This window comes from Pseudonocardia xinjiangensis (assembly GCF_012911925.1).
In the GTDB taxonomy this organism is placed as follows: domain Bacteria; phylum Actinomycetota; class Actinomycetes; order Mycobacteriales; family Pseudonocardiaceae; genus Pseudonocardia; species Pseudonocardia xinjiangensis.
Genome location: NZ_JAAXKY010000047.1, coordinates 19,154 through 46,010, shown reverse-complemented (window position 1 = coordinate 46,010; position 26,857 = coordinate 19,154). Strand labels below are relative to the sequence as shown.

General features: G+C 68.5%; 23 protein-coding genes and 1 pseudogene. 9 read left to right on the top strand and 15 right to left on the bottom strand.

Features of this window, described 5'->3' with window-relative positions:
- The first annotated feature begins 212 nt into the window (after positions 1 to 212).
- The 3 genes from HF577_RS16130 (at position 213) to HF577_RS16120 (ending at position 3,465) form a co-directional block, all read left to right on the top strand.
- Positions 213 to 1,472, top strand: a complete 1,260-nt coding sequence (locus tag HF577_RS16130) for a cytochrome P450 (RefSeq protein WP_169396676.1) — start codon at positions 213 to 215, stop codon at positions 1,470 to 1,472.
- A gap of 633 nt (positions 1,473 to 2,105) precedes the next feature.
- A complete protein-coding gene (locus tag HF577_RS16125; RefSeq protein WP_169396675.1) occupies positions 2,106 to 2,915 on the top strand; it encodes a mycofactocin-coupled SDR family oxidoreductase in 810 nt (269 codons plus the stop codon).
- A gap of 376 nt (positions 2,916 to 3,291) precedes the next feature.
- Positions 3,292 to 3,465 (top strand): hypothetical protein, encoded by a 174-nt coding sequence (locus HF577_RS16120; RefSeq protein ID WP_169396674.1) that lies wholly within the window; start codon positions 3,292 to 3,294, stop codon positions 3,463 to 3,465.
- 120 nt (positions 3,466 to 3,585) lie between these two features.
- Here HF577_RS16120 and HF577_RS16115 read toward each other — a convergent pair whose 3' ends face one another.
- Together HF577_RS16115 and HF577_RS16110 are read right to left on the bottom strand one after the other, a co-directional pair.
- Positions 3,586 to 4,038 carry a VirK family protein gene (locus tag HF577_RS16115; RefSeq protein ID WP_169396673.1) on the bottom strand — a complete coding sequence of 151 codons (453 nt, stop codon included), beginning with the start codon at positions 4,036 to 4,038 and terminating at the stop codon, positions 3,586 to 3,588.
- A gap of 140 nt (positions 4,039 to 4,178) precedes the next feature.
- Positions 4,179 to 4,835 (bottom strand): methyltransferase, encoded by a 657-nt coding sequence (locus tag HF577_RS16110; RefSeq protein WP_169396672.1) that lies wholly within the window; start codon positions 4,833 to 4,835, stop codon positions 4,179 to 4,181.
- Positions 4,836 to 5,204: 369 nt separating this feature from the next.
- On the opposite strand from HF577_RS16110, the gene HF577_RS16105 reads away from it, so the two are divergent.
- A complete protein-coding gene (locus HF577_RS16105; RefSeq protein WP_211174360.1) occupies positions 5,205 to 5,582 on the top strand; it encodes an FAD-binding protein in 378 nt (125 codons plus the stop codon).
- Positions 5,583 to 5,919: 337 nt separating this feature from the next.
- Here HF577_RS16105 and HF577_RS16100 read toward each other — a convergent pair whose 3' ends face one another.
- On the bottom strand, positions 5,920 to 6,633 hold the full coding sequence (locus tag HF577_RS16100) for a class I SAM-dependent methyltransferase (RefSeq protein WP_169396670.1): 714 nt from the start codon (positions 6,631 to 6,633) through the stop codon (positions 5,920 to 5,922).
- A 1,230-nt stretch (positions 6,634 to 7,863) separates the two neighbouring features.
- Positions 7,864 to 8,316: a helix-turn-helix transcriptional regulator gene (locus HF577_RS39735; RefSeq protein ID WP_211174359.1), complete on the bottom strand. Its 453-nt coding sequence runs from the start codon at positions 8,314 to 8,316 to the stop codon at positions 7,864 to 7,866.
- A gap of 660 nt (positions 8,317 to 8,976) precedes the next feature.
- On the opposite strand from HF577_RS39735, the gene HF577_RS16090 reads away from it, so the two are divergent.
- From HF577_RS16090 to HF577_RS38405, 3 genes are read left to right on the top strand one after another with little or no spacing between them, the layout of a single operon-like run.
- Positions 8,977 to 9,456, top strand: a complete 480-nt coding sequence (locus HF577_RS16090; RefSeq protein ID WP_169396668.1) for a cupin domain-containing protein — start codon at positions 8,977 to 8,979, stop codon at positions 9,454 to 9,456.
- 36 nt (positions 9,457 to 9,492) lie between these two features.
- Positions 9,493 to 10,395 (top strand): SMP-30/gluconolactonase/LRE family protein, encoded by a 903-nt coding sequence (locus tag HF577_RS16085; RefSeq protein ID WP_169396667.1) that lies wholly within the window; start codon positions 9,493 to 9,495, stop codon positions 10,393 to 10,395.
- Positions 10,396 to 10,398: 3 nt separating this feature from the next.
- Positions 10,399 to 10,644: an excalibur calcium-binding domain-containing protein gene (locus tag HF577_RS38405; RefSeq protein WP_312859165.1), complete on the top strand. Its 246-nt coding sequence runs from the start codon at positions 10,399 to 10,401 to the stop codon at positions 10,642 to 10,644.
- Positions 10,645 to 10,795: 151 nt separating this feature from the next.
- Here HF577_RS38405 and HF577_RS16075 read toward each other — a convergent pair whose 3' ends face one another.
- The 3 genes from HF577_RS16075 to HF577_RS16065 all read right to left on the bottom strand — a co-directional run bounded on the left by HF577_RS16075 (position 10,796) and on the right by HF577_RS16065 (position 13,085).
- Positions 10,796 to 11,278 (bottom strand): nitroreductase/quinone reductase family protein, encoded by a 483-nt coding sequence (locus HF577_RS16075; protein WP_211174358.1) that lies wholly within the window; start codon positions 11,276 to 11,278, stop codon positions 10,796 to 10,798.
- 81 nt (positions 11,279 to 11,359) lie between these two features.
- Complete coding sequence (locus HF577_RS16070; RefSeq protein ID WP_169396666.1) at positions 11,360 to 12,355, bottom strand: zinc-binding alcohol dehydrogenase family protein; 996 nt, start codon at positions 12,353 to 12,355, stop codon at positions 11,360 to 11,362.
- Positions 12,356 to 12,377: 22 nt separating this feature from the next.
- Positions 12,378 to 13,085 (bottom strand): NADPH-dependent F420 reductase, encoded by a 708-nt coding sequence (locus tag HF577_RS16065; RefSeq protein ID WP_246266433.1) that lies wholly within the window; start codon positions 13,083 to 13,085, stop codon positions 12,378 to 12,380.
- Positions 13,086 to 13,116: 31 nt separating this feature from the next.
- Between HF577_RS16065 and HF577_RS16060 the strand changes: the two genes are divergently transcribed.
- Positions 13,117 to 13,755: a TetR/AcrR family transcriptional regulator gene (locus tag HF577_RS16060; protein ID WP_211174357.1), complete on the top strand. Its 639-nt coding sequence runs from the start codon at positions 13,117 to 13,119 to the stop codon at positions 13,753 to 13,755.
- A gap of 499 nt (positions 13,756 to 14,254) precedes the next feature.
- Here the strand turns inward: HF577_RS16060 and HF577_RS16055 are convergent, their stop codons facing one another.
- The 7 genes and pseudogenes from HF577_RS16055 to HF577_RS38400 form a co-directional block, all read right to left on the bottom strand.
- Positions 14,255 to 15,865: an ABC transporter substrate-binding protein gene (locus HF577_RS16055; RefSeq protein WP_169396665.1), complete on the bottom strand. Its 1,611-nt coding sequence runs from the start codon at positions 15,863 to 15,865 to the stop codon at positions 14,255 to 14,257.
- A 160-nt stretch (positions 15,866 to 16,025) separates the two neighbouring features.
- Positions 16,026 to 17,444 carry an ABC transporter substrate-binding protein gene (locus HF577_RS16050; RefSeq protein ID WP_312859164.1) on the bottom strand — a complete coding sequence of 473 codons (1,419 nt, stop codon included), beginning with the start codon at positions 17,442 to 17,444 and terminating at the stop codon, positions 16,026 to 16,028.
- Positions 17,445 to 17,776: 332 nt separating this feature from the next.
- Positions 17,777 to 19,150 carry a Rieske 2Fe-2S domain-containing protein gene (locus HF577_RS16045; protein ID WP_169396663.1) on the bottom strand — a complete coding sequence of 458 codons (1,374 nt, stop codon included), beginning with the start codon at positions 19,148 to 19,150 and terminating at the stop codon, positions 17,777 to 17,779.
- Between the two features lie 98 nt (positions 19,151 to 19,248).
- Positions 19,249 to 19,506, bottom strand: coding sequence for a type II toxin-antitoxin system HicB family antitoxin (locus tag HF577_RS16040; RefSeq protein ID WP_169396662.1), 258 nt, complete (start codon positions 19,504 to 19,506; stop codon positions 19,249 to 19,251).
- 1 nt (position 19,507) lies between these two features.
- On the bottom strand, positions 19,508 to 20,800 hold the full coding sequence (locus tag HF577_RS16035; protein ID WP_211174356.1) for a Rieske 2Fe-2S domain-containing protein: 1,293 nt from the start codon (positions 20,798 to 20,800) through the stop codon (positions 19,508 to 19,510).
- Between the two features lie 253 nt (positions 20,801 to 21,053).
- Positions 21,054 to 21,737 (bottom strand): GntR family transcriptional regulator, encoded by a 684-nt coding sequence (locus HF577_RS16030; protein WP_169396660.1) that lies wholly within the window; start codon positions 21,735 to 21,737, stop codon positions 21,054 to 21,056.
- Between the two features lie 1,058 nt (positions 21,738 to 22,795).
- Positions 22,796 to 23,007 (bottom strand): annotated as a pseudogene (locus HF577_RS38400) (IS481 family transposase); the annotation flags it as partial.
- A 293-nt stretch (positions 23,008 to 23,300) separates the two neighbouring features.
- On the opposite strand from HF577_RS38400, the gene HF577_RS16020 reads away from it, so the two are divergent.
- The gene (locus HF577_RS16020; protein ID WP_169396659.1) at positions 23,301 to 26,351 is read left to right on the top strand and encodes an NACHT domain-containing protein; all 3,051 of its coding nucleotides are present in this window, start codon (positions 23,301 to 23,303) and stop codon (positions 26,349 to 26,351) included.
- Positions 26,352 to 26,616: 265 nt separating this feature from the next.
- On the opposite strand, the gene HF577_RS16015 is transcribed toward HF577_RS16020, so the two are convergent.
- Positions 26,617 to 26,844 (bottom strand): substrate-binding domain-containing protein, encoded by a 228-nt coding sequence (locus HF577_RS16015; protein ID WP_169396658.1) that lies wholly within the window; start codon positions 26,842 to 26,844, stop codon positions 26,617 to 26,619.
- Between the last annotated feature and the right edge of the window lie 13 nt (positions 26,845 to 26,857).

The window sequence follows — 26,857 nt, the reverse complement described above, 5'->3', positions numbered from 1 at the left end:
CAGTCCACCCACAGCCCCAACGCCACCCCCACGGGTCCTGGCCCCAGCGCTCCGGCAACCGCCATCAGCCCCGCCGGCGCCGACCCGCGCATCCCACCTGGGCCGACGCCTCTGCGCTGACGGCCTCGCACGTGGACCCGTCCGCGCAATCCGCCGCTCCGCGGCGCCCTCCACCACGACCCGATCGACACAGACACTCGGAAGAGACCACCATGATCTCTGCACAGTCCACCACCGCCACGGCAACCGCCCCGGGCCGGCTGTTCGAGCAGATCCTCGACCCCGCCAGCCGCCCGAACCCTTACCCGCTCTACGCGCAGCTGCGGGAGCAGCCGGTCACCGTCCAGGACGACGGCAGCTACGTGGTGAGCACCTATGCCGAGATCAGTCGGCTCCTGCACGACCCTCGGATCAGCTCCGACGAGCGCAAGAGTGCCAGAGGCGCCGGTGCGCTGGCGGCCTCCGGACGTCTGAACTCGGGTGGGGAACCCCGCAACCCGGCGTTCATCTTCCTCGACCCGCCCGAACACGACCGCCTGCGGCGTCTCGTGATGCGCCACTTCACCCCGACCCGGATCGGCGGCATGCACCAACGCATCGTCCAGCTCGTCGACGGGCTGATCGACGCCCGGAGCGACCTCGGTGAGCTCGACGTCGTGGGTGATCTGGCCTATCCGCTCCCGGTCGCCGTCATCTGCGAGCTGCTCGGCGTGCCCAGGGAGGACGAGCGCCGTTTCCACGGCTGGTCCTCGGCGCTGATCCGTAGCCTCGACCCGGCGGCGGGGATGACGGAGTCGGAGATCCAGCAGGCCGGACAGGCCGCTCAGCAGATGCGCGACTACTTCGCCGAGCTGGTGGAAGTCCGCCGGGCTCGACCAGCCGACGATCTGCTGTCCGCTCTGCTCTCCGAAACCGACCCCGATGATCGAATGAGCGATCAGGAGCTGCTGAGCACGATGGCGCTGCTGCTCATTGCAGGGCACGAGACCACCGTCAACCTCGTCACCAACGGAATGCTCACCCTCCTGCGCCACCCCGACGTGCTCGACCGCCTCCGGGACGACCCCGCGCTGGCGCTGACGATGGTTGAGGAGATCCTGCGTTACGACCCGCCGGTGCAGTACCGCACCCGCACCACCCTGGCCGACATCCAGATCGCCGGCACCACAGTGCCGGCGGCGGCCACCGTAGTGCTGTTGCTCGCCTCCGGCAGTCGCGACCCCCGCCGATTCCCGGCCGCCGACTCCTTCGTGCCCGACCGCACCGACAACGTCCACTTCGGATTCGGCGGTGGCGGCCACTACTGCGTCGGTGCTCCGCTCGCCCGGATGGAGGCACAGGTCGCCCTTGCCGCGCTGGCGCGCCGCCTTCAAGCTCCCCGGTTGCTCACCGAGCCTCCCTCCTACCGGGACAACGCCGCCCTCCGGGGCCCGGCACACCTTCCCGTCGCCTTCGACCGCTTGCGCACGTAAGGGCCCGCGGCCACCTGTTCCCGGTGACGGTGGAAGGTGGTACGAGACGTCGACCGAGCGCTCGGCGATCAGCTCTCGTGACCGTCGACGGTCACACCGCGGCGAAGATCTCACGCCCCAGTTCTCGAGCAAGTTGGATAGGTCGTCCCCGATGCGAGCTAATCGGCGTCGACTTCGCCGAGGTCGCGCTGGCGATCCTGGTCCGCACCTACGTCGAGGGCCGGCGCGGCAGCGAGCACGCCTGGGGGCAGGGTTCGGCGATCTCCGGGTTACCTGAAGCTTTTCGTCGAGTGCGTTCGCTGTCCCTTTCCGGGACGTAGGCTGCTTCCGTCCTTGTTGGATGTTTCTGCCGTTACATAGCCTGTCTGCCCCGTTGACCGCCGGACATATGGGGCCTGTGATGAACGCACGACCGGTGGGTCGGCGGTCCGTCGCGGCGCGACCTTGCTTCCGGGTCATCCGCGTGTTAGTCATGATTTATCCCCATGCTCGACCGGTCGTGATTCTCCTGATCCGGTCGAGCCTCCATGTGACATTCCGAGTGAAATCGCTATATCGCACTGCTGGCGCCTGTTATGCCGGAAACGAGGCGGCCGGAACTTCGCCTCTGACCAGGACGACGAGGAGATCACGATGGCAGGACGGCTCGAAGGCAAGGTCGCTATGGTCTCCGGCGCGGCGCGGGGGCAGGGCCGGTCGCACGCGGTGCGGCTGGCGCAGGAGGGCGCGGACATCATCGCGTTCGACGTGTGCCGTCAGCTCGACACCGTGCCTTACCCGATGGCCACGCCGGAGGACCTCGCGGAGACGGTGAAGCTCGTGGAGAAGCTCGGCCGCGGGATCGTGGCGGGTGAGGCGGACGTGCGGGACTCGGCTGCCGTGCAGGCCCTGGTCGACGGGGGAGTGCGCGAGTTCGGCCGCTTGGACGTGGTGTGTGCCAACGCGGGTATCGCCGGGATCGTGGAGAACACCTGGTCGATCACCGAGGACGAATGGGAGGAGCTGATCGCGGTCAACCTCACCGGGGTGTGGAAGACCGTGAAGGCGGCGGTGCCGACGATGATCCAGGCCGGCAACGGCGGCTCCATCCTCATCACCAGCTCGACCTTCGGGCTGAAGGGCATGAGCAGGATGGCGCACTACGCGTCGGCCAAGCACGGCCTGGTCGGCCTCATGCGGACCCTGGCCACCGAGCTGGCCCCGCACTTCATCCGCGTGAACTCGGTGCACCCGACGGGCGTGAACACGCCGATGATCGTCAACGAGTTCGTGGCGCAGGTGCTGTCGGACGCGGACGGGTCGTTCAGCCTGCAGAACGCGCTGCCGGTGGAGATGGTCGAGCCGGTGGACGTCTCGAACGCGATCGCCTGGCTCGCCTCCGACGAGGCCCGCTACGTCACCGGGGTGTCGCTGCCGGTGGACGCCGGGTTCCTGCAGCGGTGACCGCCCGGTCAACCGTTGCAGCAGGAGTGCTGACGTCAGCACGCCCCTCACAGTCCGAGCCGAACTGGACCGGCTGACCATCCACGCTCGGGGCTTCGCCACCGTCAACGCTGATCACACGAGGGGGGAAGTGGTCTCGAGCGCAGGTCGATGGACAGGCGACTGATCATCCAGGTCTGCCCGGACTTGACCAATCGTCAAGCTCCGCCCGGACCTTACGGATCGTCAAAGGGTCCTTAGATCGAAGATCAAAGACGAAAGTGGAACGCTTACGTACTCACGGAACAGCGTTTCTGGACACTTGGTCATACTGAATCCTTCTAGGTACGTCCGTCGGGTTCACCGGCCGCTCGCCGACACCATCGATGCCGATGGGGTGCGAGCGATCGCCAGGCGGTTCCAGCTCGCGCTTGCCTGGATCGGCGTCGGGACGCTGCTGGGCGCGCTGCTACCGGTGCTCGGCGTGGCCGTGATCGCCGCGTTCGCCATCTTCTACCGGCTGCCGATCTCCGGCGAGGTCGGCGCGGCACCGCCCGGCGCGGCGCCATGACCTGCTCCCGGCGGGCCCCACCGGGAGCACCGCATCCCGCACGGCGCGGCCCGCCCAGACCCGTGACGGGACTGCCGACCGCGCCGACCGCGCCGTACCTGACGACCTGTCGCGTTGCGGTCAGCCGTCGTGCCCGGTGAAGGATGCTCCACTGTTCATCGGACACCGGAAGCTGGTCGACCGGAGCACGTGGGAGTCGGCCGCCAGCGTCGTTGTGCTGACCGTCACGGCACTGTCCGCAGTCACCTTGTAGCGGATGTACTCGGTGACCGGATGACTCTGCGGATCCAGCGTCTGGTGCACGTCCGAGAATGCGACATTGTCCTGAGAAATTTGAAATCCGTTGATATGGAGGCCGCCGGAGACCGCCGGCCCGGGGGCCCCGGTGTCGGCTGCAGTGCACTTCGGAAAGGAGACCGCAATGGCGACGTCCTCACTGTGGCTCAACGCGGTGACAAGCTGGGGATAGGTCGTGAGGGCCTCGCTGTGATCGGGGCTCGGTGCTGTCGCCGCTGATCCGCTCGCGCAGCCCTGAATCAGCACGACCGAACCGGCCATCGTGATCACGGACATCGCCGAAAGAACAAGTTTCCTACTAATCATCCGTTGGTACTCCGTCGTCATCGGGGGGTTGTTTTCGGTAGCAGACGTGACGAGCACGGGACGCACTTTTCACCGCCCCACGGGCCGCCTGTCGTCCTGGCTGTCGTCGGTCAAGAAATGGCTGATCGCAGGCCGGATATGGCGAGCAGTTCGGCGAACTCCGCTTGCGTGCGTGCCCTGCCCGGCAATTCGATCAGCATGTTCAGATCCCGCACCAGCATGGCAATGTCGAAAGCGGCGGGATCGGTGGGTACCACCGACTCGATCAGGTACAGCCTCGCGTCGGCCGTCTTCGACTCCCGGCACCGGGTCAGTACCGTGGCGGCCCGTTCGTCGTCCCAGTCGTGGACGATGTGCTTGAGCAGGTTAGCGTCGCAGCCACCGGGCACCGATTCGAAGAAGTCACCAGACACGATCTCGCAGCGGTCCCGGACCCCGGCTTCGGTGAGCGTTGCCTCGGCTTCGCACAACCCGGAATCGGTGTCGTAGAGCAGCCCGAGCGTCTGCGGGTTCGCGGCGAGCACACCGGCAAGCAGGGCTCCACTGCCGCCACCCACATCAGCTATTCGGCCGTGCCCGGCGATTCCCAGTACGTGCAACGACAGTGCCACGCTCCGGCTGATCTCGGCGAGCTGATCGGCAGGCGCCGCCCCGTCGGCCAACAGATCGACGACGCCGAAACTGACCAGTGAGTACAATACGTGAGGAATGAACGAGTTCCAGATGAAGGAGACAAGTCGGGCGCGCTCCTCATCGACATCGTTCACGACACCGTCCTACCACATGTCCACACGTCCGGCCGCTCAAATCAGCAGCGCCTCCGCCGACCAGCTCGACCCAGCCATCGAAAATTTCGTGGCCATTCATAGAAAATCCTCGCGGCTCGGCTGCCTCACCGCGTGAATTAGGGGTGCAATTCAGACAATCCATGACCACGACCATCGTGGGAAACATCTTTCGAGGCAACGTGGGCGGCCGCGAGCGAGGGGCTTGGTGAATCGCGTCCCGCTACTACGAAGCTTGACTGGAACGAGTTCCGGCGCCGCCTCAAGGGCCCGCTCCACCGGCCGGGGGAGGCCGGATATGCCGCAGCCCAGTTGTTCAACCCGAGGTTCGAATCGATCCAGCCGGTCGGCGTGGCGCGGGCCACCACCGCAGACGACGTGCGCGCGTCGATCCGGTTCGCCCGTGACAACGCGCTGGCCTGCGTCCCCAAGAGCGGGGGGCAATCGTTCGGCGCCTCCACCGTCGAGAACGCGCTGGTCGTCGACGTCGGTCCGCTGAACGGCATCAGCTATGCGGACAATGTGGTGACCGTCGGCGCTGGGGCCGGGCTGTACGACATTCACTCGTTGCTGGACAAGTACGGCAGGTCGCTCCCCACCGGCGCGGGCCCCACGATCGGTATCTCCGGACCGGCTCTCGGTGGCGGCATGGGAATCCACACTCGCGGCCACGACCGGCCACCAGCCAGAAGCCCTCGGCAATCACACCGCGCTCCGCTGCGATCCTGACAAGCTGCTCCCCCCGCTGGCGACAGCGCAGATTCGCGGGCGTCCGACCAGGCGCTATCGGCCTCGCGGCGCCAGACGTAGCGGGTGAACGAATCGGGACACGGCGCCTACCTGCGAGTGCGCGGCGAGACCTCATGTGAGCTGCGCGAACACTCGCCGGTGGTTCTCGTCGTTTTGCTCTGCCGGTGGACGTCCTGACGAACGTTTGACGAACGGCCCGACCCCGGCGCGCACCTCACCACCACGGGGCCCGTGTTGCATCCCGTCGACCTGGCGCAGCGCGTAGCCCTCAGGGAGGTCGACGGGATGCCGCACCAGCCCCCGGTCGATGACGACCTCAGCCCGGCGACCAGCTGGCTCGCACGAGGAGGAAAGGCGGGAGTGCGGCTCGCTGGGGTTGCTCGGCGATGACGAGGGGGTGCGCCAGCGGCTCGGCGACCATGGTCAGGGTGAAGTCATGAGCGATGAGGGCGTTGAGGTAGTGCGAGATCATCCGGTGGTGGTTGCCGGCACGGCGCACGCCGTGTGGATTGGCGGAGCGCCAGAATCCCTCGGTGGAGTAGCTTCCGATCACTCGCTCGGCTCCGACCCAGCGCGCGTGAGGAGCCTCGAAGCACGGATGGGGCACGGTGAAGGCTAGTTGACCCCCGGGAACCAGTGCGCGCCGAATCGAGGCGATGGCGGCATTGAGATCGGGGACGTTGTTGAGCGAGAGGCCAGCGGTCACCCAGTCCGCCCAGTCGTCGGCGACGGTGGCCAGGGTGCATCCGTCGTCCACGCGATATGTCGCGCCGGTGGCGCCCGTCGCTTCGATCGCGCGAGCCCGTTCGATGAGGCGGACCGTCGGATCCACCCCCACCACCTCAGCACCCCGGCTCGCGGCCGCGCGTGTGATCAGGCCTTCGCCGCAACCCAGGTCGAGCACTCGCTGCCCGCTCATGTCCATGGGCAAGACATCAACCAGCACGGCACGGGCGAACTGGTGCATCGCGGACCCTCGATCGACGTGATCGGCATACCAGTCCGCAATGGTGTCCCAGGTATCGGCCATCGCGCTGGAGTCTACGGATGCGGTGGAGGCCCCGGTTCCAACTCGGACGTACATCGCTGCAGCCCGCGGCGCCCGGTACGCGGACCTCTTCGTCCCGAACGCGGATACCTTCGCCTGGCTACTGACGTCGCGTGCCAGCGTGGACGGTTTGACGTGCGCGTTCATGCCGCTGTGTGCCGGGAAGTGACGGTGCGCGTAGGCCGTTCGCTCCGGGTTTGCTCAGTCAAAACCACGCCCAGCCGGGCCGGCTACACGGCAGATACCCGCCCGAAGACGGCAACGGCATGCACTCCGGCTCGGCGTCGCACACAAACAAACGACCAGCACCACGACCCGACCGGGAAGGGCTGATCCCTTGACCGCGCCCTATCCGCCCCGTCGCGGCCGCAACACCCAGCCCCTCCACCGGTCTGACGCAAGATCGTTTTACCCAGCCGTTTCCGCAGGTAGAAATGCTGATGGGCGGCTCCCCCGACGAAAGGGAACCGCACATCATGCCGTCGGGACGACAGGATTTGAACCTGCGACCCCTTGACCCCCAGTACGGTCGCAGTAGTCCTCTGACCAGCGGATATCGAGATTCCGCTGCTCGGCCTGGTGCACCACAGCGCATGTCAGGCACACCCAGGGCTCCCCCGCACAACGCACAACACCGTGCTCCACATCTGCTCCACGCTCGCCAGTCGTCGCATTCTGCGGCGCGGCCGCAACGATGCGTCGACCGCTTCGTGCAACCCGGTACTGGCCGTGGAAGCCCAGCGGCGCGGGAGCCGGGGTCGCGATCGTGCCGACTCGGGCGAGCGGGGCGCCTCAGGCGTCGAGGGTGGTGGTGGGCAGGCCCACGGTTCGTGCTCACGCCAACGCACCCGGTCGCTACAAGTCGGGTAACCGCCACCCCTGCTCGGCGGGGAGACGCAGGGTCTCGCTCGGCCCCCACGAGCCGCGTGGGTGATGCACCGGCAGCGGGGGGGTTCCACAGCAACGGGTCGCACAGGAGCCACCCGCTCGCTCCGGGCGGGAGCATGATCGGCTCGTCCGGGCCGACGATGGTGTGACCGGCTTCTCGTTGCCGTTGTTGCCCACGGCGATCGTCAGCGGCCGCGCTCGATGGCCGCGAGCACGTACTCGTCGGCGAACGAGTCGCTGACGTCCACCGGCGTGCCCCAGATCAGGTGGCGCCCGCCGCGGGCGGTGTGACCCGGCATCCCCAGGGCGTACGCGGATGGATAGTCAGCAGCGGGATCCCAGGGCACGCGCCACCAGCTGCCCGCGGCTTCGCACGTCGAACTTGGCGAACAGGGATTTCACATGGTCCTGCACGGTGTTGGGTGAGATCGTCAGCGCGCCGGCGATCTCCCTGGAGGAACGACCGGAGATCACCTGCTCGAGGACCTCCCGCTCCCGCACCGTGAGCCCGTACATGCGCATCAGCATCTCGGTGATGTCGGAGGCGGGGGTCGGCTGGATGACGATCGAAGCGCCACCGTGGGGGTCACCGTCGACAGGCGATCCCCACAACGACAGCCAACGCCCGGTGCGGGACCGCACCCGCAGATACGCCTCCTCACCCCGGCCGGCTCGGGCTGCCGTCGCCACCTCGTGCGGCGCCAGCGTTCCGATCTCGTCCATCCAGTGCCGCGCCGCCTCGTTCGCGACGAATGTGCGGCCCGCGCTGTCGAGCACCAGAACACCAGGCCCGGCTGGGCCGGACAACGGGACCGGTGCGGCGTGGGCACAGGCCCGGCGCAGCGCCGCTGCGACCGGCCGCGAGAGCGCTCGGACCAGGGCCGCCTCCCGGTGTGTGAAGTCGGCCCGATTGCCGCGCCGGAACATCGAGACCGCGCCCCAGCACTCGCCGTCCGCCAGGAACACCGCACGCAACTCGTGCCGGGCCCCGATGACCGGCAGGACGGCCTGCGGAACCGAGCGCTCGAACTCGGGTCACCGCCGGCGCTGCGGCTGAGAACCCCGACGGTTCGGCCGGTCCGCGCCAGGTCAGCGTACTTGTCCACATCGGCCACGAAGTACTCATTGTGGGACGCGAGTCCTGCGTTGCCGGGCGGGATTCCCTCGGACACGTCATCGGTCACCAGCAGTGTCCACGGGTCGATGGTGCCGAAGCAGAACGCGTCGAAAGCGACGTCCTGATGCAGCCGGGTCATCACCCGGGAGCGCAGCGTTCGCGAATCCAGATCGAGTCGACATATCCGCTCGACATCTGCCTGCAACCTCATCGCCCGGGCAATCCGATCCAATCTTGAAGATCCCCAAATTCTGGGATACCGGGAGCAGGGGTACCGAACCTACTGTTCAAGTCCCGCCCATCGGAGCAGAAGGATCGCCATGAGTTCTCCCTACGTCGCCCAGCCCGGCGATCATGAACAACTGAAGTGGATCGATGGTGGAACTATAGAGGTCCTGCTGGACGCGCGGCATACCGGCGGCCATCTGAGCATTTTCCGGTCGACCGTACCGACCCGCACGGCTTCCCCGGTGCACGTGCACCCCGATGAAGACGAGATCGTCGTGATGCTGAGCGGAAGCGGCGTGATCTGGATCGGCGACCGCCGTTGTGAGCTCACCTCCGGAGGCGTCGCGTTCCTGCCGCGCGGCATTCCCCACGCGTACCGCTTTACCTCCGACAACGTCGACATGCTCACGATCGCCACACCCTCGGGATGGAGGGGTTCTTCCGCGACGCGGGCTGGAACCGGTCCCAGCCGACGCCGGCTGGCTGGGCGCTCACCCCGGCCGTCCTGGGCAAGGCCGCCGCCGCGAACGGTCAGATCGTGCTGGGCCCGCCGCTTGCCGCCGACGACATGATTCCGGCCGCACTTCTCGCAACTCCAGGAGAATGAGTTGAGCAACGTCAGCCTGCACGATCAGTTGAACCACGAGCCCGTGCCGTTCGACGCGGCGCCGGCCGAGACGATCGCGGAATGGGAGCCGGGCACGTTCGTGGAGAACCTCGCGCCCCACCCCGACGGAGGTTGGCTCGTCACGGTGCCCTCCCACCACCGGATCGACCACGTCACGGTCGACGGCAGGCACAACACCTTCGCCCAGCTCGCCGCTATGCCGACCGGCATCGTCACGGCCGGCGACGAGACCTGGGTGGTCTCGGGGTTCATGGGCGAGCCCGGCTGGCGCCTCGATCGGGTGCGCCGCGGCCGGGTGGAGCACGTCTGCGAGCTGCCTCTGCTCCGCTTCGGTAACGGAATGGCTCGGGCCGGTCGTCGCCTCCTGATCGCCGACTCCGCGCTCGGCATCGTGCTCGCGGTCGACCTCGACTCGGCGAGGGCCGCGCCGTGGCTCGAGCACGAGCTCCTCACCCCGCCGGCCGGGGCAGCCGGTATCCCCGGCGTCAATGGGATCGTCGTCACCAGCGGCCATGTCCTGCTGACCAACACCGCGCGTGCACTGGTGCTGCGCATCCCGGTCGCTGCCACCGACTCGGCGGGCCTGGAGGTACTAGCCGAGCGCCTGGTCGCCGACGATCTCGCGGCCGACGGCGACGGCACTCTCTACTTGGCAACGCACCTGTTCGACACCGTGCTGCGGCTCGACCCCGACGGGCGGCGTACCGACATCGCCGGACCCAGCCAGGGTGTCGAGACCAGCACCTCGGTAGCGATCGATGCCGGGGATCCGGACGTGCTCTGGGTCACCGCCGCGGGCGAACGCTTCGGCGGTGGGCACGTCAAGCCCGCCCGGCTCATCCGGTTGATGGTCAGCCATCCGAGCCCTTCGACATCGACATGAGTCGTGGGCCGACCGGGGTTGAGGAAGCCGCTGGAGAACGGTCCGAGCAGGGTGACGTCAGCGACCGTCCGCCCAGGTCCACATGGAGGCACGAGCCTCCAGCACCCGACCTGGCGACACGGCAATCCCGACGCGCCTCAGCCGGCGCCGGTACGAGCAGCTGGCGCCGCTCCGATCCGTCGGGGAGACCCCGGCTATCGCGCTGCTCTGGACCGTGACGGCGACGGCGAGGGCTGCGCTGGCGACTAGACCAGACGTCCTGCGTGCCTGCCGCCGTGCCGAGGTCACGAGCAGCCCGCGCCGTCGGATCACCCGCGCGGGAGAATGAATCACGGGGTACTCGTCGCCAACGTCTCGAACCACACAGCAGTCGTCGCCATCTCCTGAACCTGCCGGGAGGTCAGTTCCCGGTGGGTTCGAGCAGGATCAACGGGACTTCGCGGTTGCCGGTCTCGGCGGCACGGTCACGCATACTCGCGAAGAACGGGTAGAGCTCGTCGGCGTAGGCGAGCCAGCTCTCTCGCTCGGCGCCTTCGGCGACGCGTGCAGTCATCAGCGAGCGGTCGGGGCCGTCCTGCAACTGCACCGTCGGGTTGGTCACCAGGTTGTGGAACCAACCCGGGTTACGGGCCTGGCCACCGGCGGAGGCGCCGATGGCGTAGACCCCGCCGCGCTCGATGCGCATCAACGCGACCTTGCGCAGCTTGCCTGAACGCGCCCCGCGCATCGTCACCACGATCACGGGATTGCCTTGCATCGTCGCGCCTTCGCGGCCGTCGGTGCGCTCGTAGAGCTCGACCTGGTCGCGGGTCGTCGCATCGGAGCTGGGGACGTACTCACCGTCGAGCAGATTCTTTGTCACGTCGGGTGGTCCTTCCTTCAACGGGGTTTCTGCTCCCGCTGTCGATATCGAAGTTCGAGCCGTCGCCTGGCCAGTCGGGACGAGGAGGTGCGAGCCGACGGCTCAGAGGGCGATCACCGTCTTGCCGATGGTCCCGCCGGTCTCGACGAGCGTGTGCGCCGTCCTCATGGTCTCGCTGGTCAGGCCCTCGAGCGTGGTCGTGACGATCGACCGCAGGCGGCCCGCGGCCACGTCGTCCGCCGCCCGGGCGAGAATTCGCCCCTGACTACCGGCGTCGCCGCCAGCGGTGATCTTGCTGAACACCATCTCGCTGTGCAGCGACAGCGACTTCCCGATGAACGCGTCGAGGTCCAACGGGCCGGGGGTGTCGATGAAGGCCAGGTGACCGAAGGGCCGCAGCACCTCGACGATCGACGCCAGGTTGCCGCTGGTGCCCGAGGTGGAGAACACCAGATCGACTTGGTCGATCCCGGCTCCGCGCAGCTGCGTGGCCAGGTCGGCGTGGTGATCGACGACCAGGTCGGCCCCCATCGCAGTGGCCCACTTCCGCGACTCGGGTCGCGAGGCCGTGCTGATCACGAACGCGGACGTTCGCGCCTTCAGTAGCTGCGTGGCCGACGAGCCCACACCGCCGGCCCCGCCGATGACCAGAACACTTCCGACGCCGGCCGGCACAGTGCGCTGGTCGCGGAAGAGCGCTTCCCAGGCCGTGAGGATGCCGATGGGTAAGGACGCGGCGTCGGTGAACGTGAGCTCGTCGGCGATCTTGGCGACAACCCGGTGGTCGACCGCAACGCGCTCGGCCCAGCAACCGTCGCGGGTGATGTCGCCGGTGCCCATCACCCGGTCCCCGATCGCAAACCCGGTGGCGGCGGGCCCGTTCGCGACGACGACTCCGGCGAACTCCCAGCCGAGAATGACCCGGCCGCCGGGTTCGGCGCTGCGGGTCTTCCGGATCGCGGCTTCGCCCGGGTTGATACCGATCGCACGCACCTCGACCAGCAGGTCACCGTCACGCAACTGTGGCTCGGCGACCTCGACCAGGTTGATGGCGAAGGCTGTCAGCTCGTGTGCCTTCTCGTAGGCGAGTGCTTTCATGAGGTCCCCCCTTCTTTCGGGGTTAGTCCTGCTTCAAGGCGTGCAGGCCCGAGAGCGGGCCACCGATCTGCATCAGCCGGCCGCCCTCGCGTAGCGACCCGGCGTCGACCGCCGCAAAGCCGAGACTCTCGGCGACATCTCGGAAGGTGGCTTTGGTGGCGGTGTCGTCGCCGGCGTAGAACAGCAGCTGTCGACCCTCCGGGTGCCGGGGGTCAGCGGCGATGTACTGGGCGTAGAGAGTGTTGAAGGCCTTGACCACGTGCGCGCCCGGCGCCCGGCTCGCGACGAACTCACTCGGCGTCTCGACCCCGAGGTCCGCGGTGATCGGCGGCCTCGGTAGCTGATTGGTCGTGTCCACCAGGATGCGGCCGCCCCACGGTGGCAGCCCGGCCAGCGCGTCGCCGACCTGCGGCCACATCACGGCGAGGAACACCATGTCTGCGGCGGCGGCCTCCTCGACCGTGGCCGCGCTCGCCAGCGGCCCCAGCCGAGTCACGACGTCGAGCAGCGTGTCCGGGCCGCGGCTGTTGCTCAGGGTCACCTTGTGGCCTGCCGCCACGAGGTGACCGGCGATGGCCTGCGCGACCACCCCGGCTCCAATGGTCCCGAAGTTCACGACGGCTCCCTCGCAGTCTTTGATGATGATCGACATCATAGTTAGGCTGCCGTCGCTGTCATCCGCTGTCAAGCGCGGCGTCGCCGGGGTGCCCGATTTGATGGTGGGCATCATCGAAACTGGCTAGACTTCGCCTGCGTAAGGCATGCGCCTGTCCGGAAAGGTGATCAATGTGCCCCGCATCACACAAGAGCAGAAGCGGCTCAACCGCGAGAAGATCGTCACCGCAGCAGGCGAGGGATTTCGGCTGCGCGGCATCGACGGCTTCGGCATCGAACAGCTGATGAAGTCGGCCGGCATGACCCATGGCGGCTTCTACAACCACTTCGCCTCCAAGGACGCCCTCGCCCTCGAAGTCCTCCACCAGGGCTTCACCGAATCGCTGGCAGCGCTCGACGCCATCCGCAAAGCGCACCCCGGCTCGGCCCGCGCAGCCCTGCACGACATGGTCGACCGGTACGTCAACGCCGAGCATCGCGACCACCCCGAGGTCGGTTGCGCCTCGGCCGCCTTCGTCTCCGACACCGGCCGCCATGGAGTCGCCGCTCAAGCCGAGTACCGCCGGGGACTCAACGGCTACCTCGAAGCTATCGCGGACATGCTGATCGAATGCGGCCGCGAGTCAGGCACCGACCTCGCTCCTGCCGAAGCCCGGGAGCATGCAGTCGCGCTGTTCAGTCAGATGATCGGCGCAGTGCTCCTCTCCCGCGCCATCGCCGACGCTGCCCCGGAGCTGTCGGACGAGGTTCTGGCGGCCAACCGGAGACGGCTCAAGGCCGTCTGACCGGCGGCTTGTCAGGATAATGGCTATGGCTCGGAAGAGGTGGTGGTCGGTATGCCTGGTGCAGCGCAGCGCATTACGCGCAAGCCCAGGACTGGCTACTGGGTCTCGAATCCCGCACACCCGGGTGAGAACTTCGCCGACAAATGAACCGAGTACCCCGACCGCCGCACCGCCTTCATCAAGTGGCACACCGAGATCAGCACCGCGCTCGCCGATCTCGCACAGCTGCGGGGTACCGGGCTCCACGTCGTCGTCTCCGCGCTGGAGAAGGCCTTCCCTGGGAGTGCGGTCCGGACGTCGGCCTCCCGATACGGCGAGCACCTGCGCTGCCAACGCGTCGACGGGCTGCTCCGAAACCACGGTGAATGGGACGACAGTTGTCTCCTGGTCAGCACCGTGTCGAGGCCCCCAACAAGTTGGCCAACGCAGCGGCCAAACCCGCAACGAGCAACCGGAGACCCGGCGGCCATCACCGCAATGAGCACCCGCCCGGGCCCGATCAGCCCCGCCGGTCCAGCCAGACCCGCTCGTACCAGACACCGGAGGTCATGTACCGGTAGACACCTTTGACCTCCTTGCGCGCGATGTTGGACGAGTAGTTCCGGCTGTACCAGGCCACCGCCAGGTCCCGCCCGGACAGGAGCTCCACCTGCTGGTAGTCCCGCGTGCGCGTGGCCTCGTCGGTGGTCACCGCCGCCTCGTCGAGCAGCCGGTCGACCTTGGGATTGGAGTACTTGCCGTAGTTGGCGCTGCCGTTCGAGTGCAGCATGTTCGCGACGACCGGGTAGGGCGTGTCGATCGAGCCGACGTAGGTCGTCAGCTGGAAGTCCCCGCCCTGCACGACCGCCGACGAGAACTGCGCGAGGTCGTACTGCTTGACCTGCATGTCGATTCCGATCGCCGCCATCTGCGCCTGCATGAACTCGGCGAACGCCGTCCGGGTGGTGGTCGTCTTGAAGGTGAAGTCGGGGTTTCCGCCGTCGGCTCGGTAGGCCTCGACGAGCCTGCGTGCCTCGTCGAGATCGAACGTCGGCCACGCCTCCGACGCCGCCTGCGTGTGATATGGGCTGGCCGGGTCGAACAGGCTGTCGGCGGCGATCATCTGGCCGCCGTACTGGCTGACCGAGAGCGCCCGCAGGTCGATCGCCCGCACGATCGCCTCTCGCATCCGCCGATCGTCGAACGGAGCGGCCGCGTGGTTGAACTGGAGCCTCTCACCTCCGGAACCGGGCCCGTAGTAGACCTTGAGGTCCGGGTTGCCGAGCGCTCGGCTCAGCTCCTGGTAGTAGCCGCCGTAGACGTAGTCGACATCACCGTTGGCGATGGAGGCGAATCGGGTGTCGGTGTCCGGGAGCGGGCGGAACTCGATGCCGTCGAGGTAGGGCAGCCCCGCCTGCCAGTAGTCCTCGTTGCGGACGAAGGTGATGTGCGAGTCACGCACCCAGTCGACCAGCCGGAAGGGACCGACGCCGACCGGGTGTGCGCCGACGTCCGCGCCGTACTTCTGGATGGCCGCCGGTGACAACAGCATTCCCAGCGTCCCGGCCGAGTAGCTCAGCGCGAACACCGTCGGGAACTCCCCCATCGGCTCGATCAGCGTGAACTCGACGGTGAGCGGGTCCACGACGCGCATCGAGCGGATGCGCTCGGCGAACTGGTGCGCCGGCGACGCGACCCGGTCGATGTGCCGTTGCACGTTGACCACGACCGCATTTGCGTCGAGATCGGTGCCGTCCTGGAACCGCACCCCGGGACGCAGACCCATCCGCCAGGTCAGCCCGTTGTCCGGACTCTCCATCGACCGCGCGACGAACGGCTCGGTCTTCCCCTCCGGAGTGAGCCGCATCAGCGAGTCGTAGACAACCGACGCCGCCTGGTTCGCGTTCTGAACGGCCGGGTCGAAGCTGACCGCATCGCGGTCCATGGCGACGCGCAACGTGCCGCCACGCACGGGCTGCCCTTCGCTCGCCCGATCCCCGCCATACGGGTTGACGGCGGTGAGCGCGGGACGGTCCGCCGGACCGTTGCCGGGAGCTGCCCCGCAGGCGCCGGTCACCATCAGCGTGACTGCCGCCAGTGCTGCCGATATGCACACCAGTCGATTTCGCATCGTCGAAACGCTCCCCCGAGAACGGCCCCCGACTCAGCGCACACCGGCCGGAAGGTCGTCGATGTCGTCCACTCCACTCTGTCGTTCATGTGCGGCCCGCACCGGCCGCCACTGGCTGCGAGGGCGCCTGCCGCGCCCTCGCAGCCACGGGACCACGCCGCTAGTGCGACAGCCAGGCGGTCGCCCACATCTGCGGGCCCGTCGGGATGTCCAGCACGACGCCCTTGACGTTCTTGGTCGCCAGGAGCCCCGTGGAGGCCCGGCTGTACCACCCGATCGCGAGGTCCTGGCCGGCGATGAGCTGCACCTGCTTGTAGTCCTCGACCCGTTTCGCCTGGTCGGTGGTGCTGACCGCGTCCAGGAGCAGGGAGTCGACCTGCGGGTTCGAGTAGTCGCCGTAGTTCCCGCTGCCCCCGGTACGCAGGAGCTGCAGGAGGTTCGGGAAGGGGTCGGGCCATCCCGACACCCAGGTCGTCATCTGGAAGTTCCCGCTCTGCACCACCGCGGAACTGAACGTGGCTAGGTCCTGCAGGTTCAGCTTCACGTCGATGCCCACCGCGGCCCACTGGGCCTGGACGAACTCGGCGAACTGCGCGCGCGTCGGGTTGTTGGCCGAGGACAGGGTGAAGTTGGGGTCCCCGCCGCCGGCCTTGTAGTCGGCGATCAGCTGGCGCGCGCGATCCGGGTCGTACTTCGGGTACTGGTCGGCCGCCTCCCGGCTGAAGTAGGGGCTGTCCGGCGAGAACGGCGTCTGCGCGGGTTCCATGTACCCCTGGTAGAGGGTCGCGCTCATGGCCTGCGGGTTGAGCGCCGCCAGGACCGCCTCGCGCATGCGCCGGTCGTTGAACGGCGGCTTGGTGAAGTTGAAGTAGAGGAACTCCCCGCCGTTGCCCGGGTTGTAGTAGGTGACCAGGTCGGGGTTCTTCGAGGCCCGCACCAACAACGTCTGGTACGAGGCGAACAGCATGTCGATGTCGCCGTTCTCCAGAGACGCGTACGCCGAGTCGGTGTCCGGCAGCGGTCGGAACTCGACGCCGTCGAGGTAGGGCAGGCCCTTGTCCTTCTGCCAGTAGTTCGCGAACTTCTTGACCACGATCCGGGAGTCGGGCTGCCACTCGACGAACTCGAACGGACCGGCTCCCACCGGATGGCGCGCGTACTCGTTGCCCCACTTCCGGACCGCGGTGGGCGAGGCCATCAGACCGAGCGTCCCGTCGTTGGACCGGAGCGCGAACGCGTTGGCGAACGACCCGAACGGGTCCTGCAGGACGAGCTGGACGGTCAGGTCGTCGACCGCCGTCATCGAGGCGATCTGCTTGGCATACACGTTGCCCGGCGACCGGACCGTGTCCTGCTGCCGCTTCAGGTTGAACAGGACCGCATCCGCGTCGAGCGGTGTCCCGTCCTGGAACTGCACGCCCGGACGGAGCTTCAGGATCCAGGTCCTGCCCCTGTCCGCCGTCGTCATGGACTGCGCGAGGTAGGGCACGAGCTCGCGCTTGTCGTTCACCCGCATCAGGGGGTCGTAGATCGCGTAGATCGCCTCCTGGGAACCGGGGACGACGGGATCCAGAGCCACCGGCTCACGGTCCATGCCGTATCGGAGGACCCCACCGGGTGTCGGGGTGCCCTCGGTCGCCGGGTCACCACCGAAGGAACGCGACGTGTCGAGCGTCGCGCTGCTCGGGCCCGCCGACGCAGAACCGGCGGGGCTGCCACACGCCGCTGTCAGTATTCCCACGCAGGCAATGAGGACCCAGATCATCGAGCGCGTACGGGTACGAATTCGGCACACAATGTGCTCCTCGCGTTGCCGCGGACTGCATTGGCCGCGGTCGAGGGGTGGGGTGGCAGCGGGGGCCGCCGGAAGAAGAGCCAGCGAGCTGACCGAGCGCCGATTTCCGGAGTGCGTCAGGTTTGCTCGCCGGTGGCGAGCATCGCCTCCTGGACCGTCGGGTCGTCGTCGGTGCCGAGGATTCGCCAGTCCTCACCGGGTTCGAGGATCTTCTCCGCGGAACGGAAGGTCCGGAAGTCGTGCCCCTCGACGCCGGCCAGAGCGGGCGGGGTCGCGCCGTTCTCGGCGAGGCGCTTGGCCGCGTCGAGCAGGATCCGGCGCATGCGGATCACCGCCCGGTCGGTCGTGCCGAGGTGCTCCTGCGACCGGTCATAGATCGGGCCCATCGACTCGGTCGCCATGAGGTCCTGGCTGTTGAAGTCCGGGATGCCGGTGAAGGTCTCGTTCCGCTGGACGTCCCGGTCCATCTCGTACTCGTTCTCCGCCGTCCAGCGCCGGCCGCGGATGCCGGTGAACTTGCGCGCCTCGTACGGGTAGTTCGTGACGTCGAAGAGCTCGTGCCCACCGCCGTAGCCGTTGGGGTTGCGCGGCGGCTGGGCGACGGCGTTGATCCGCCACGTGTTCTCGTCGTCGATCGGCACGAACATCGAGAGCCGGGACCGGAACGGGATGCTCGCGACCGCCGTCATGTACGGGACGCAGAAGCCGGTGATCCGCACGTGGGTGTGACCGCCCGGGGTGGTCCGGATGCCGGCGTACCGGTAGCCGTACCAGGTGTCGTGCACCTCGAGCCGCGGTGCGCGGTCGTGGCGCCAGATCTTCCACGACATGTCGACGGACAGGTAGCCCGGCTTGTCGCTGCCGTCGTCGGGGATGTCGTCGATCGCGTTGAACTGGTGCAGCCACGAGATGTGTGCACTGTCGAGATTGCCCTCCATCGCCTGCACCCAGTTGCACGGCGAGAAGGTCTTCCCGGCCGACACGTACTCCGGGGGGAGCGAGTCGGTGCCGAAGTCCCGGAACGGCGTCATGGTGTCCGGGGCACCGAGGTAGGTCCAGATGAGCCCCCCGGACTCGTGCACGGGGTACGCCTTCGCCCGGACCCGATCCTTGAAGGTGCTGGTCGGCGGCTCGGACGGCATGTCGATGCAGTTGCCGTCGACGTCGAACTGCCAGCCGTGGTACGGACACCTGAGTCCGCAGAGGCCCTCCCCGGCGACCAAGGGCGCGTGCGCCGTCCCCTCGTTCCGGCCGAAGTAGAGCGACGTTCCGCGGTGCGGGCAGTTCTCCTGGATGAGCCCGACCCGGCCGTTCAGGTCGCGGAAGGCGACGAGATCCTCGCCGAGCAGGCGCACCCGGACGGGGTCGCCCCCCGGCGTCGGCACTTCGTTCGCCAGGAGCGCGGGCGTCCAGTAGCGCCGCAGGAGATTGCCCATGATCGTTCCCGGCCCGACGCGGGTCAGGATCTCGTTGTCTTCGGCTGACAGCATTGTCGGAGCCTTTCTCTCGGACCGGATCCAGGGCGTGGCGCGGCACGCCGGGCACCGCAGCGGCGGGCCGGATCGTCGGAACAGGTGGGCGCTGGCGTCTACACGCGCAACGGCGCGCGCGGCGCCGGGACCGGCTTGCCCTGCTCGTACAGCTCGGTGACCATCTCGACGCGCAACCGCTCGAGGCGGGTCAGCGCGTCGAACGGGGTGCGCCCTTCCGCGACACAGCCGGGCAGCTCGTCGTAGCCGACCCGGCAGGCCCACTCCCCCGGCGCGACCTCCACCGCCTGGACGTCGAGGACGTAGGGGATCCGGAGCAGGTCGTCGAGTGAGGGTGCCGTGGTGGTCTCCGGCATCTCACGCCCCGCCGGCCAGTGCGGGGTCGAGTTCGGGGTGCTCGACGCCCGCCTTGCGCAGCTCCGCGGTCGCCTCCATCCAGTCGGCGTCGGCCGGCAGCACGATCCCCCCGGAACGCTGCTGGTAGACCGCGGGGGCGTCGACCGCGGGCGGGACGGTGCCCTCCGCTGCGAGCGCGCGAGCCGCCGCGAGCAGCCGGCGACGCACCCGGATGACCATGATGTCCGAGCTGCCGAGGTGCTCGCGGGTGCGGTCGAAGATCGGGCCCATGCTCTCGGTGATGGCCTGGTCCTCGACGTTCACCCCGGCAAGACCGGTGTAGCTCTCGCCGCTGCGCTGCAGCGCGCGGTCGATGAGGTGGTCGTTCTCCACGCGCGCGGTGATCCGGAAGCGGCCGAACCAGTCCGAGGTGTTGGGAAGGAACTCGGTCGCCGTGGCCTCCCGCTCGGTGATCCCGACCTTCTGCGACGCCGGCGCCGTGTAGCGCCGCGCGGCCGGGGCGGAGTGGAACGCCATGGTGTGCGTGTCGTCCATCGGCACCCACGCACGCAGCTGCGACTTCGTGCCGAGCACACCGGTCGGGACCATCGTGTAGAAGGGGAACAGGAAGTGCGCGAAGCGCCAGTACAGGCTGTCCTCCGAGCCCGCCGGGCGGTACGCGCCGTACGTCGCTCCGAACTCGGTGTCGAGCACCTTGTACCGCGGGGCGCGGTCCTCGATGGTGTACCGGAGGAACGACCCCTCCGGAGCGTCCTCGGGATCGGCGTGGCCGACGTGCAGGAACCCGAAGTGGCTGGTGTCGATGTCGCCCTCGAGCGCCTGCAGCCAGTTGCACTCGCGCTGGAACGCCCATGACGCACTCGTGCCGTCCGGGTTGTCGAACCACTCGAAAGACGGCATCGGGGGCGGGGTGTGGCGGGACCCGATGTAGGCCCACACCAGGCCGCCTGCCTCCGTGACCGGGTAGGTGGGCAGCCGCACCTTGTCCTTGAAGTTGCTGCCCACCGGCTCGTTCGGCATGTCGACGCACGCGCCGGTCCCGTCGAACTTCCAGCCGTGGTAGACGCAGCGGATCCCTTCGTTCTCGTTGCGCGCGTACCACATCGACGCGCCGCGGTGCGGGCACGTCTCGTCCATCAGCACGGGGGTGCCGGACGTCGTCCGGATCGCCAGGAACCGCTCGCCCAGCAACATGATCCGCACCGGGTCGCAGTCCGGCTCCAGCTCTTTCGCGAGAGCGAACGGCACCCAGTACTCGCGCATCAGGTCGCCCATGGGCGTGCCCCTGCCCACGCGGCAGATCGTTTCGTTGTCGGCATGGCTCAGCATCGAGTTCCTCCGCAAGAACGGTTCACGACCGTGATCGCCGCCAGAGCACGCGAAGTCACACCTGGTCAGAGGGCGTCGTCGCGCGAGATCGAGCCGAACGCCTGCCGGCGCTCCGTGGTGGAATGGTGGGCGGCAGTGTCTTCAATCGTGAAGCCACTGATGGGTGGTGTCAATAGACGCCGTGCCGACGGCGGCTTTCTGCCAGGAGGGACGCGCGCTATCCGGCGGCGCGACGGCCGGGCCCGGACGGCATGACGTGGCTCCCCACGGCCACCCCGGACCGCCCGCGCAGCGTCGGTCGCAGCAGCAGCTCCCGCAGCCGGGGAAGGTCCTTGGCCCGCAGGACGTCCACGATCACGTGCAGCCGCTGGCCCGATCGACCCGGGTCACTGCTGACGTCGACGCTCAGCGAGCGGTAGGCAGCCGTGCGCACCCACAGCCGCTTGACCTCTTCGACGATCAGCTTCTTGGGAGACAGCTCGTAGATCCCGAGGTAGAACTCGGCGAGCTCCTGGAGGGCGATGTCGGGACGCCCGGAGCGAGCGTGCTGCTCGATGTCGTCGGCGACGTTCTCCAGCTCCGCGAGCTGGGCCTCGCTCGGCCACTCGATCTCCTCGAGCGCCTCGCGCTCCAGCAGCAGGCGCATCGTGTAGAGCTGCTCCATCTCGTCGCGGTTGAACTTCGCGACGAAGTAGCCCTGGTTGAGCCCGTGCACGAGCAGGCCCTCGTTGGTGAGGATCTCGAGCGCCTCGCGCAGCGGTGGCCGGCTGACACCGGTGCGGTCGGCCCACAGCTGTTGCCGGATCTGCTCGCCGGGGCCAAGGTCACCGCTCAGGATGGCTGCGCGCAGGGTCGAGAGGACCGTTGCGGTGGCCCGGCCGGCCGGCTTCGACGGTGACACCCGCGGCATCCTCGCTCCCATCGATCGTGCGGTCCGCCAACCGTCGACCGCGACCACACACCCACCGGAGCGGCCGTTGCAGCCCTCGTCGGTCGCCCCACGTCAGTTGCCTGCGAGGACGCGCACACGATACCGCCGGTCTCGAGCTCCCAGCCGAAGAACGGCTCGGGGCATCCCTCGACCGTCGCCACGCCCACTCGGCGAGCGCGCCGGGCTCGTCCACGCGGGCGATGCCATGTCCCGCGTCCCGTTGGGCAGCACGAACCGGTGGTGGTTGACGATCAGGCGTTCCGCAGCCGGATCGCCGAGGGCCGGCCGGGGACCGGTGGCGTCGCCACCCGCAGATCTTGCGCAGGTTGGTGCCCTGCCCGAAGTCCGGCCCTGCGCCCAACGATCTTGCGCACGTTGGTGCCGCCACTGGCCTCCGCGGAGTGCCCGTTACGGGTCGACCAGCTCCTCGGTCGATTCCCGTCCGAGAAGTTCGCGTAACTTCGCGGCACTTGCGCCGATCCTGCGGGTTCCGCTCCCCGAACGCACCGCTGTTCGCCTGCCACAAGACCCTTGAAGGACAAGCGACCGCCGGCTGGCTTGCCGTCGAAGGCTCCGGACACGTCAGGCGTCCACATCGCCGTCGCAACGGGACGGCCCGACCACGCCGCCGTCACTCCCGCTCCGGACTGTCCACGCTCTGAGACTCCTGCGCCGGCACACCACCGCCAACGGTGCACCACCACGGCCACGTTCCACCGACGGCAGCGGTGTCGACCGGTTGCCGATTCGCTCCGCCGGAAGTCAAGACCTGCAGACTGCTGAACGTGCGAGGGCAGGGGCTCGAGGCCGACGAATGCGCGCATGACAGGTGCCTCCAACGCGGGTACGGGAATGTATTTCAGAGGCGGGCCTGCAGCGTCGTCCCGTGCTCCCCGGGGTAGCCCCGACGCCCCCGCGCAGCGATCGTGGTTCTGATGTCCGCCCAGAGCCCAGATGGTCGGTGCCAGTCCCGGTGATCCGATCAGCACCCGGGGCCCGTAGCGGGAGCGGCGGCGTTCGTGGCTGTCGCGGCCGTGGACGCGCCAGCCGCCGCCGTCGCGGAGCCGGCCGAGTTTCTTCACATCCACGTGCACGAGTTCGCCGAGGCGGGCACGTTCGTAGCGGCGGATCAGGGTGCCGGTGGGGTGGTCCAGCCAGCCAGGCGGGCCAGTCGGTGGCGGGTCAGGACCGCGTGCACGGTCGAGGTGGGCAGCCCGAGCAGCGGGGCGATGCGGGCGGATTCGACGCCGCAGCGGGGCGACTGCGACTGCGCACGGACGAGCCGGGCCCCGACGCGGGGTGAGCCCGACCTGCGCCCAGTGCCCCCTGCCGCTCTGCGCCGACGGCGTAGCCGAAGGACCGCACAGACCCGGACAAGGACGCCAAGCTGGCTTCTACGCAGTCCGACGAGACGATCGTTGGCGCAGCGCCTGTGCGCTGGACGGTCTGGTTGCCGAGGGCTGCCAGTGCGGCACCCTGAGTTGGATACGGTGGTGAAACTGGATTTTCGGCTGGACCCAGGGGAGCCGCAGGGTGGATCCGATTTCCTCCGCATTGCTCGCGGCACTCAGTGCCACCTTCGCCGCCCTGCACGAGTGGGGCGTGGAGCGGGCGGGCGACCGGCTTATCGAGGTCGGACGCGAACACGCACTCGCGAACCCCGAGCGTGTTCTGGACGAGGTCGCGCCCCGCCTCGCCGAGATGCGGCGGATCGAGTTCGGCGGGCTGCCGGACAACGAGTGGGCGGCGGCGCAGGCCGCGGTGGCCGACTCCCTCCGCGCCGCAAGGATCGATCAGCTGACCACGATGCCGCACGTGCTCGTCAACGTGGACGCGCTCTGCGACCACGTCGGCACCGCCGGGCGCCCGGTGCTGCGCTCGGCCGGTCTCGACCGGTCGGGCCGCGAGGTGCACGACCGGCTGCTGCGGGAGACCTGCCACCGCATCGCGGAGCAGGCGCTGCGGATCGACGTGGTGATGCGGAACCTGCACGCCGAAACGGCCGAGCGGGTCGGCGACGTCACCACCCAGGTCAACAACCTCGTACGCCGGCCGGACGACCAGGCAGCCCGGTTCGAGCGGGTGTACGTCCAGTACGTCGCCGATGACCACGCGAAGTTCGAGCTGTTCCAGGTCAGCATGGGCCGATCCCGCGCGCTCCGCACGTTCGACGACTTCTACACCACGCCGTCGATCGCGCGGCGGCAGCGTTCGGTCGACGGACCCGAACTGACCGGTGCGGGCACGGACAGCGCGGACGCGATCGGCACCGAGCGCCGGGTCCTGCTGCTCGGCGGTGCAGGCGCCGGCAAGACGACGTTCCTGCACTGGCTCGCGCACACCGCGGCGGTCTCGGTTCGCGACCGCCGTGAAGGTCCGTGGCGCGACGACATCCCGTTCCTCGTGTCGCTCCGCCAGTTCAGCAACCGGCAGCTGCCCGACCCCGAGGAGCTGGTCGCCGTCACGGCCCGGCCGCTGGCGGGGGAGAAACCGGACCACTGGGTGAGCTCGGTGCTGCGCTCGGGCCGCGCGGTGATCCTGGTCGACGGCGTCGACGAGCTCCTGCTGGAGAAGCGCGAAGAGGTCCGGGCCTGGGTGACGAACCTCGTCCGGGCCTATCCGTCGGCGCGGTACGTGATCAGCACCCGCCCGTCCGCGGTCCCCGACGAGTGGCCCGACGCCTCCTTCGCCCGCTTCGAGCTGCTTCCCCTGAGTAGGAACGGTCTGGAGAACCTCATCGGCCACTGGTACAAGGCCGCACAGGAGCTGGAGTCCGATCCGGAGCTGCGCGCCTGGCTCAGTCGCTGCGAGCGGCGCCTCGTGCAGAGCCTCGCCACCCGGCCGGACGTGCGCGGCCTGGTGTCCAGCCCATTGCTGTGCTCGCTGCTGTGCGCCCTGTACCGCAAGGAGAACATGTACCTGCCGCAGAGCCGCAAGGAGCTGCTGGACAAGGCGCTGGAGCTGCTGCTGGGACAGTGGGACGTGCAGCGGAACATCGAAGTCGAGGACGAGCTACGGATGTCCACGCGGGAGAAGATCATCCTGCTGGAGCGCTTCGCGGCCCCGATGATCCGCAACGCGGAACTGCTGGTCGGGACCGAGACGGCGACCCGGCGCTTCGGCCGCGCGATGTCCGGGCTGCGGCCGGAGGCCCGGGAGCTGGCGCCCGAGCAGGTGCTGCGGCACATGCTCGAACGCACCGGCCTGCTGCGCGAGCGCGACGGCCAGATCGAATTCGTTCACCGGACCTTCCGAGACTTCCTCGCAGCGGGTGAACTCGTCAAGGCCGGCGAGCTGCGCTATCTCATCGACCACGCGCACGACGACTCGCTCAACGAGGTGGTGTTCATGGCCGCCGCGCAGGCGCGGGCGCGCGAGGCCGGTGAGCTGCTCCGGGGCATGCTCGACCGGGCAAGCCGGGTGACGCCGAGGAACTCGGAGACCTCACACCGGCTGGAACTGCTCGCCGCCGCGTCACTCGGCTACGTCGACGTGATCGACCCGGAGCGGGTGCGGACCGATGTGCTCGAGGCCGTCCGTCGGCTCATCCCGCCGCGTTCCTTCCAGGACGCGGAGATGCTGGCCAGGGCCGGCACGTTCGTCGCGGATCTGCTGCCCGGGCCCATCGAGGTCGGCAAGTACGCGGACGAGAGAAGGGTGGACCGGGGCGGGGTCGCCGCGTACGTGATCCGCACCCTCGCGATGACCGGCGGCGAGGAGGCGTGGGACAAGATTGAAGCGTTCACCGACACCGACCGCGGGGCGGTGATCGACGAACTTCTCCGGGCCTGGCGCCAGTTCGACTACTCGGAGAAATACGCGCGCACTTTACTGTCCCGTGTCGACTTCGGGGAGCGTGTGCTGGAGGTGCACCGCTGGGATGTGCTGGCCCGGCTGCCGCATCTCCAAAAACTGACCGCGGTGCGGCTGATCGGCGACTTCGCGCTCAGCGGCAGGGACCACGTGCGCCCGCTCGCGAAGATCCCGCGGTTGCGGCATCTGGAGATCCGCTCCAACGAGGTCGCCAAGGACCTGACGGGACTCGAAGGCTGCCTGGAACTACGGACCCTGCGGATCTCTGGCTACAGCGGGCTGCGGGATTTCTCGGCGCTGGCCAGACTCGGTGTCGAGGACTTGCACCTGCATACGATCGGCCGCTTCGCCGGCCTGCGCGCTCCTGAGCTTTCGACGCTCGCGGGCGCGCCGCTACGGCGGCTGTCGATCCGACATCCCGCACTCCACCGCGGGCTGGGCGTGCTGCCATCGGACCTGCCGCTGACCGAGCTCGTCCTCGACGGCCGCGCAACAAACCGTTCCTTGCGAGGGATCGAGCGGTTTACGGGACTGGACACGCTGATCGTGAACGGGATCCCCAGCGTCGAGGAAGTCCGGTTGCTCGGTGAGCTGCCCGCGCTGAAGCGGCTCGTCGTGCACGATGCCGTGCCCGCCGCTGATCTCGTCCGGCTCCGCCCGCTGAGCGGAGTGACCTTCGAGCTGCACGGTGTGACCGACGACGTCGCAACCCGGAACGCGTTGCCGGAGGCGAACCTCACCGTCCACACGCGACAACGAACGACGTCTTGAGCAGACGTGGATTGATCAAGAGATGAGCACGGCTGGGCGCGGCTAACCAGGAACGGGCACCGACCGTCGATCATGTGGCGACCGGGAGCAACTGCTGCCGTCTGCCGGCCCGGCGTGTGGCGCGCCGCCTCGGCGGCTGCCGGATCGTGACTCACCTCGCCCTCGCTGACGGACCTGTCTGGCTGCTCGACGCGGGGCGGATCAAGCCAGAGGGAGTGAACTACGGCGGAGGCTCCCGCGGCGGTGGTGAGCGCCGGCGAGATCATCATGCCCTCGGGATGTTGCCGATGCCGATGACGGCGAGGTCACGGGGAACCGCGACGCCCAGGTCCCGGGCCGCCCAGATCCCGTCGACGGCGGCTCGGTCCGTGGCCGAGAGAAGCGCGGTCGGCGCATCGGGCCGGCGCAGCAGGTCGCGTACCGCGGCGTAGGCCGCCGAGCGGGAGGCGGCCGCCGGCAGCACCAGGCCTGGGGTCGACGTGAGGCCAGTCATGGACTGCTCGCCG

Excerpts from the sequence above, each read along its gene's own strand:
- HF577_RS16130 (WP_169396676.1), top strand. The coding sequence starts at position 213 with ATGATCTCTGCACAGTCCACCACCGCCACGGCAACCGCCCCGGGCCGG.
- HF577_RS16125 (WP_169396675.1), top strand. The coding sequence starts at position 2,106 with ATGGCAGGACGGCTCGAAGGCAAGGTCGCTATGGTCTCCGGCGCGGCG.
- HF577_RS16115 (WP_169396673.1), bottom strand. The coding sequence starts at position 4,038 with ATGTCCGTGATCACGATGGCCGGTTCGGTCGTGCTGATTCAGGGCTGC.
- HF577_RS16100 (WP_169396670.1), bottom strand. The coding sequence starts at position 6,633 with ATGGCCGATACCTGGGACACCATTGCGGACTGGTATGCCGATCACGTC.
- HF577_RS16090 (WP_169396668.1), top strand. The coding sequence starts at position 8,977 with ATGAGTTCTCCCTACGTCGCCCAGCCCGGCGATCATGAACAACTGAAG.
- HF577_RS16070 (WP_169396666.1), bottom strand. The coding sequence starts at position 12,355 with ATGAAAGCACTCGCCTACGAGAAGGCACACGAGCTGACAGCCTTCGCC.
- HF577_RS16065 (WP_246266433.1), bottom strand. The coding sequence starts at position 13,085 with ATGATGCCCACCATCAAATCGGGCACCCCGGCGACGCCGCGCTTGACA.
- HF577_RS16060 (WP_211174357.1), top strand. The coding sequence starts at position 13,117 with ATGCGCCTGTCCGGAAAGGTGATCAATGTGCCCCGCATCACACAAGAG.
- HF577_RS16055 (WP_169396665.1), bottom strand. The coding sequence starts at position 15,865 with ATGCGAAATCGACTGGTGTGCATATCGGCAGCACTGGCGGCAGTCACG.
- HF577_RS16045 (WP_169396663.1), bottom strand. The coding sequence starts at position 19,150 with ATGCTGTCAGCCGAAGACAACGAGATCCTGACCCGCGTCGGGCCGGGA.
- HF577_RS16040 (WP_169396662.1), bottom strand. The coding sequence starts at position 19,506 with ATGCCGGAGACCACCACGGCACCCTCACTCGACGACCTGCTCCGGATC.
- HF577_RS16015 (WP_169396658.1), bottom strand. The coding sequence starts at position 26,844 with ATGACTGGCCTCACGTCGACCCCAGGCCTGGTGCTGCCGGCGGCCGCC.